The organism is Actinomycetota bacterium, from assembly GCA_036280995.1.
GTDB lineage: Bacteria > Actinomycetota > CALGFH01 > CALGFH01 > CALGFH01 > CALGFH01.
Map to the genome: position 1 here is coordinate 1 of DASUPQ010000835.1, position 6,406 is coordinate 6,406.

5 protein-coding genes are annotated in these 6,406 nt (G+C 69.2%); 1 reads left to right on the plus strand and 4 read right to left on the minus strand.

The window, feature by feature from the left end; genetic code table 11:
• Nucleotides 1-441: 441 nt before the first annotated feature.
• The 4 genes from VF468_28010 to VF468_28025 all read right to left on the minus strand — a co-directional run bounded on the left by VF468_28010 (nucleotide 442) and on the right by VF468_28025 (nucleotide 4,320).
• Nucleotides 442-1,158, minus strand: coding sequence for a DivIVA domain-containing protein (locus VF468_28010; GenBank protein ID HEX5882130.1), 717 nt, complete (start codon nucleotides 1,156-1,158; stop codon nucleotides 442-444).
• A 211-nt stretch (nucleotides 1,159-1,369) separates the two neighbouring features.
• Nucleotides 1,370-1,774, minus strand: coding sequence for a hypothetical protein (locus VF468_28015; GenBank protein HEX5882131.1), 405 nt, complete (start codon nucleotides 1,772-1,774; stop codon nucleotides 1,370-1,372).
• A gap of 408 nt (nucleotides 1,775-2,182) precedes the next feature.
• Nucleotides 2,183-3,178 (minus strand): YihY/virulence factor BrkB family protein, encoded by a 996-nt coding sequence (locus tag VF468_28020; protein HEX5882132.1) that lies wholly within the window; start codon nucleotides 3,176-3,178, stop codon nucleotides 2,183-2,185.
• Nucleotides 3,179-3,648: 470 nt separating this feature from the next.
• Nucleotides 3,649-4,320, minus strand: coding sequence for a response regulator transcription factor (locus tag VF468_28025; GenBank protein ID HEX5882133.1), 672 nt, complete (start codon nucleotides 4,318-4,320; stop codon nucleotides 3,649-3,651).
• A 1,093-nt stretch (nucleotides 4,321-5,413) separates the two neighbouring features.
• Here VF468_28025 and VF468_28030 point away from each other — a divergent pair.
• Nucleotides 5,414-6,193 (plus strand): PRC and DUF2382 domain-containing protein, encoded by a 780-nt coding sequence (locus tag VF468_28030; protein ID HEX5882134.1) that lies wholly within the window; start codon nucleotides 5,414-5,416, stop codon nucleotides 6,191-6,193.
• The last annotated feature ends 213 nt before the right edge of the window (nucleotides 6,194-6,406 follow it).

Here is a 6,406-nt window from a genome sequence, read left to right on the forward strand (position 1 = left end):
GGTAGTAGCCGCCGCGGACGCCCTCCGGTAATACCAGCCGTGCGGCGTCGGCAGAAGATCTGCAGTCATCTCCGAAACAACTGCTGAGCTGTGCCCGACACGCTAGGCGACGGCCGTCGAGGCAGGCGGGGCCGCCTGGCCAACCGCCAGACCGGGTCGGTCACCGTGGTCGTGCCCGCCGGTCCCTCCAGCGTAGCGCCACCCCAGCCCCCTCAAGCCCGGCCTTACCGCCGCGGCCACCCCCAGACCAGTTACAGCTCGCGGCGCTGCCGGCCGTACTTGACCGGCCTGGGGCCCCATCGCGGCGCCTCTTTGGGGACTAGCAGGCACCCCGCCTGCTCACCGCCCCGGGAGGCAGCGCCGATCGGCGAAGACGGCACAACTGGCCAAGTCCACCGGAGTGAGTGCCTCGCTTCGCTTTGGCTGGCGGATGGTGGTCCGCTAGTTGTCCTCGGCGACCTTGGTGGGCTCGGTCGGCTTCTTGGTTTTGCCATTCTGTGTGGCCTTGGGATCAGCGGTGCCGCCGGCAGGCAGCGCCTGGTCCCGCTGCATGCGGGTCCGCTCCAGCAGTCCGCTGATCTCGCCGTGCACCCGACCCAGGTCGTCCAACAGCCCATCGCGGAATGCGCGCACCTGATCGGTCTCCTCCACCACCGCCGCCCGCTCCTGCTCCACCTCGGCGCGGATCTGCTCGGCCACCTCCCGAGCCTGCTCCAGCACCTTCTGCGCCTCGGTGGTGACATCGGCCCGCATCTGCTCGGCCTGCTGCTGGGCCTTCTCGATGATCGTGTCGGCGCGGCGCCGGGCGTTCTCGACCATCTGCTCGGCCGTGCGGCCGGCCTCCTGCAACAGCGCGGCCGCCTCCCCACCAACCTGCTCGAAGGACGGCGCTCGCTTCTGAAGGCTGGTGACCTCATCCTGGAGCTCGGCCCGTGCCTGCTCGGCCTTGGCGTACTGGTCGACCGCCTCGTTCAGGCGCGTGGCGAGCTGGGAGAAGTAGGCGTCGACCTCCTCGGGGTCGTACCCACGCCGCACCACCCGAAAGGCTGGCGGTCCCTCGCCGTTGTGCTGTGTGGCCTCGGCGTCCGGTTGGTACGCGCTCATGGCACCCCCTCCATCCACGACGCGCACAACCCGTCGCTCGCGCCGAGGCAGCAAGATCGCATCTCCAGCACCTACAGCGCAAATCGGTGAACACAGTCAACCGCGCGCCGGTCCAGGCCAGAGGAGGAGCTGATCAACCGTTTGTCCACCCACCCACACCCACAGCAACCAGCGTGGATGGGTGGCGATCAGACGGCGCTGGCGTCCCGATGACCTCCCCGGTCGATCCCGTACCACCCGCAGCTGGCATGCCACCTGTTGCTTGTCATTCCGCCCAGGTCAGGTCGAGCAGCACCACCATCCGCTCGGCTTGCAGGACCCAGTAGGTCAGTGATCCTTGGGCGGTGCCGAAGGTCACTGTCCAGCCGCCATCACCCAGGCGGCGTCGGCGAAAGATCATGCTCGCTTCGGTCGGATCCACCCGAAGGACCGCGACGACGCCAGCCACCGAGCCGGCTAGCAGGGGCGGGGCGCCGCGCAGCCGCCGGTGAACCTGCTGCGTCACAAGGACCTGGTAGGCGGCATTAGGCCCAGTAGCTGCAACCGCATCCCAGGCCAGCACCTGGGAGCGATCGCCCTGGCGGATGCGCTCGACCAGGGCCTGCCAGTCGGCAAGCTGCTCGGCCGAGGGCGTTGGTGGCTCGACCGACATGGTCACCGCCTCACTCATGCAACTAGCCTACCGGCCACCGAACCTGGCTCCCACGAGCACTCTGGGTCGAAGCGGTCCTCCGGTGCAGCCGGGAGGAGCCTGAATCAATCGCCGCCGTGGAGTCGCCGGCCGAGGAAACTCTTCTGGAGGTTGCCGCATGGCCGCGTTCTCTTGCTCATGCTGGCGGTGGTCGGCGGGTGGAGTGGCCGACCTGATCTGGAGAACCCCACCGCCGGCCAGATCACGCTCCACACCGCATGGTCACGGTTATCCGGAGGGTCGGATGCCTGAGGGTTATGGCCGGGCTCGGCTTGTCATGGCCTGCTGGTCATCTTGCGTGAACTCGACGAAGGGACGACGTGGGCGCCGCGAGCACCTTGCACGTGCCAGGACGACCCGCTATGTGGTAATCGTCGGAGGCCACGGTCAGGCGCGGCTGGTGAGGGGGGTCTCGCTCCGCTCCTCCAACGCCTTGTCGTGGTCGGCCACGGCCGGTCCAGAGATCCCGACCCGTCTGGCTTCCAGTTGGGCGGCGAAGGCGACGCCCACAAACAGCGCAATCCCGGTCAGATTCGCCCACAGCAACAGCGCCATGACCCCGGTCAGGGGACCATAGGTCGCACCAAAGTCGCCGCTTTGGGCCGCGTAGGCCGCCAATAGCAGGCTGACCAGCCACCACAGGGCCGTGGCCAGGCCAGCTCCGATCATCAGCCATGACAGCCCGGGCTGCTGACGGCGGGGGGCGTAGCGGAACAGCAGCGACACCGTCATCACCGTCAGTCCCAGGCTGACCGGCCACCGCGCGAGGTTCCAGGTCGTCGCAGCTGCGGTATCCCAGTGGTACCAGCGCTGCATGGAGGCACCGATGGCCCCGCCGGCCACCAGCAGAAGGAAGCTGACCAGCGCCGGCAGGCCGGCCACCGCGGTCAGGAGCAGGGCCCGCAGGTACTTCTGCAGGGCGGGACGGTCTTGATCCACCCCGTAGATCCGGTTGGCGCCCCGCTCGATCTGGCCGGCGGCGGCGGTGAGCGCCACCACCGCGGTCAGCAGACCGAGCAACAACGCCACCTGCCCACTGTCGCGGACGCGTTCCTCGTGCGCCAGCAGCTGGCGGACCAGCGACTCGCTCGCCCCCGGGGTCAGGGCCAAGACGGTGTCGGCCACCACCCGACCACCCTGCCGCAGGCCCCCCAGTTCGCTGGCCAGCCCGTTGAGGGCGATCAGCAAGGGCACCGCGGCCAGGCACAGCTGCAGGCCGAGCGCCCTGGCGTGGCTGAAGCCGTCGCCGGAGCGGAACCGCACGAGGGCATCCCGGAGCAGGTGCCAGCCGCCGTAGCGGCGCAGGGCGCGCCAGGCATGGTCGGCCGACAGCTCGCCCTGGCCCAGCAACCGGGTCTCAGGGACCCGATGGGCACCGCTCATCATTTCCTCCATCCGGCTGGCTGCCGCAACGGCTGCTGCGGGCCAACAGCCAATGCAGTCCAGCCTCACCCCACACTTCTCGCCCGAGGACCAACCCAAACTGGTCAACCCGGCGACAGGACCGATCAACAGCACTCACGTTCACGGCACATTCTCGGGCGCCTGTACGATCTTCGGCCCGGTGCAGCCAGGCGGCGCCTGGCCGTCCCCTAGGACGTCGGGGCCGATCCGTCACCACGGGGTCGGGGGTTGGGATCCTGGCTGGTGGACCGCCAAAGGTCACCGTCCACCCCACATCGCCGAGGCGGCGCCGGCGTTAGATCATGCTGGCTTGGGTCGGATCCACCCGAAAGAGACCAGGGCCCGCCACGCAACACGCTGCTCTGTGAAGGGCGTCGGCGGCTCGATCGGCGTGGCGTCGCCTCACGTGTGTCGCCAGCTCAGCGGTCATCCAGCCGACGCCATGGCCTTCAGGCGCTGTGACGGTCCCAGACATCCCGGTCACCGATCGGGACCAGGCTGTGCTGGTAGGCGAAGGCGACTGCCTCCAGCTTGGAGTGGACGCCCAGCTTGACCAGGATGCTCTGCACGTGGGTGCGGACGGTGTGGAGCGACAGGAAGCACTCCTCGGCGATCCGCCGGTTGGACCAGCCGCTGGCCAGCAGCCCAAGGAGCTCGCGCTCGCGATTGGACAGCGTCCCTACCCGCAGGTCGACCCTCGGGTCGTGACTGGGCCGTGCTGGCTTGGTCGCCATCACGATGGCCGGCGTGCCGTCGACCACGGCGCGGACGGCGTTGGCGACCTGCCGGCTTGAGCTGTCTCTGGGCAGCAGGCCGTCAGCGCCGGCGGCGGTCACAGCCGCAACTTGGTCCCAGGGGGCCTGGCCTGCCAGCAACAACAGCTTGGTAGCCGGTGAGACGGCCTTCACCGCGGTCGGTGTCGCGGTCAGAGCGCTCCCAGGCAAGGGGGCTCCCAGCAGGAGGACGGCGGGTTGGTGTTCGGCGGTCAGCTTGAGTGCTCCTGGGCCGTCGTGGGCCACGCCGAGCACGGCGAAGTCGTCCTCGGCGTCCAGGAGTATGGCGAGCCCTTCAGCCAACAGCTGCTGGGGGTCGGCGATCACCAGGCTGAGAACAGGTCCCATGTTGCACATGCTCCAGGGTGCTGTAGGTAGGTGTTCGGTCGGGCCGGTCGCCTTCCCGGCAACACCGCTGCCAAACCAGCCATGATCCGACGTCGCGACCCAGGCTTGGCGTCATGGGACGTACGCCAACGAGTCCGTATCGGTAGGGCAGGCAGGACTGGCGTGCGGGTTGTGATGGGTTCGCCCTTGTCGTTTCGGGCGGCGGGCAACGCCGCCTGCTGGGGCAGGTCAACTCGACCGAGCAGGGCGGTGGGTCGCTGAGATGCTGCACTTCCTGCTTGGCTACCTGGCTGGCGCGGGCGTCGACACCCGCTGGGTGGTGATCGAGGGCGACCAAGAGTTCTCGAGGTCACCAAACGCGTCCATCACCTGCTCCACGGCCAGCCCGGCGACGGGGGCGAGCTGGACGAGCCGGCACGAGCCAGCTACCGCCAGACGCTCAAGGAGACCCTTGGAGAGCTGCAGCCGCGGCAGGCCACCGGCCAAGCGGCGACCGCGGCCAGTGACCTGAATGTCTTGGGGGTGGTGGCCTATGAGTGTCTGGCCGGCCGTCGCCCCTCTGGCGGTGGGCATCCGATCGCGGTCGCCCTGGCCCACCTGCTGCAGCCGCCGCCCCCGCTGCCCGAGGACGTTCCCGTGGCGGTGCGGGCGCTGGTGGCCCAGGCGATGGCCAAACAGCCGACCCTTGGGCCAACTGGCGCCTCGGTTTTCGGCCACCAGCTGCTGGGGTTGCGAGAGGCTCTGGCCACCTCGGAGTTGGACGCCGACGGGTCCAGTTGGTGCCGCCTCCAGCAACAACGACCAGTTGATCGATCCTCCATGACGGCCAACCTTCGGTCACAGCTGGGACGGGTTGACGACCGCAGCAGGCCGGCTGCCGAGCGGCGGACTCTCCTGCTTCTGTCTTACTGCGCCGGCCGCGACCCGCACGGGCCCGCGCCGGCGCAGCCATCGCGGCCACAGCCAGGGCCACCAGCGGCGCTGGGGTGATGGGCCATCGTCCGGCGCGCAGCTTCGCGTCATGCGAGACCCGACAACGAGTCATTCCAGTAGAAAGCATCACTCTGGAAGGACTGGAAGGGAAGGAACGCAGATGCCCGACATTGACACCGTCCGTGGCTGGCAAGGCCGCACCCTGGTCGACCGCGACGGCGACCGCATCGGCACCATCGACGCCATCTACCTGGACGACCAGACCGGCCAGCCCGAGTGGGCCCTGGTCAACACCGGCCTGTTCGGCACCAAGTCCAGCTTCGTCCCCCTCGCCCAGGCCACCCAGACCGACCAGGACGTCCGAGTCCCCTACGACAAGCAGCTGGTCAAGGACGCCCCCCGGATCGACCCCGACGGGCATCTGTCGGAGGCCGAGGAGCGGCGGCTGTGGCGCCACTACGGCCTCGACTATGACCGCACCACCAGGAGGCGCGCGACCGACCGTGGTGCGGTGGGACGGGATGTGTCGGGCCCGACGACTGATGACGCCATGACCCGCTCCGAGGAGGAGCTGCGGGTCGGCACCGCCGAGCGCGAGCGGGGCCGGGTCCGGTTGCGCAAGTACGTCACCACCGAGCAGGTGGAGCAGACCGTTCCTGTCCAGCGGGAGCGGGTGCGGGTTGAGCGCGAGCCGATCACCGACGCCAACCTCGACGCCGCCACCTCGGGCCCGGAGATCTCTGAGGAGGAGCACGAGGTGATCCTCCGGGAGGAGGAGCCGGTGGTCGAGAAGCGGGTCGTGCCCCGCGAGCGGGTGCGGCTCGACAAGGACACCGTGACCGGCGAGGAGCGGGTGGCCGAGGAGGTCCGCAAGGAGCAGATCGACGTCCAGGACGAGGACGGAACGGGCGGACGCCACCAGCGTCGCCGACGTCGGTAGACCAGTGGCTGCAACGGGCCGGGCAGTAGTCGCCGGTGCCAGGCGGCGTGCCGCGCCAGCCGCTTGATTTGCCACCTGGTGGGTAGCCGGGTTTGGTCACAGCTTCACCGAAGCAAGGTGCTCTATGCGGATCGCCGTGGTTGCGCCGCCTTGGTATCCCGTTCCGCCCAGCGGTTATGGCGGCATCGAGTGGGTGGTGGCGCTGTTGGCCGA

What these genes read in the sequence shown, in the direction of transcription:
- VF468_28020 (HEX5882132.1), bottom strand. Translation starts at nt 3,178, where the DNA reads ATGAGCGGTGCCCATCGGGTCCCTGAGACCCGGTTGCTGGGCCAGGGC.
- VF468_28030 (HEX5882134.1), top strand. Translation starts at nt 5,414, where the DNA reads ATGCCCGACATTGACACCGTCCGTGGCTGGCAAGGCCGCACCCTGGTC.
- VF468_28025 (HEX5882133.1), bottom strand. Translation starts at nt 4,320, where the DNA reads ATGGGACCTGTTCTCAGCCTGGTGATCGCCGACCCCCAGCAGCTGTTG.
- VF468_28015 (HEX5882131.1), bottom strand. Translation starts at nt 1,774, where the DNA reads ATGAGTGAGGCGGTGACCATGTCGGTCGAGCCACCAACGCCCTCGGCC.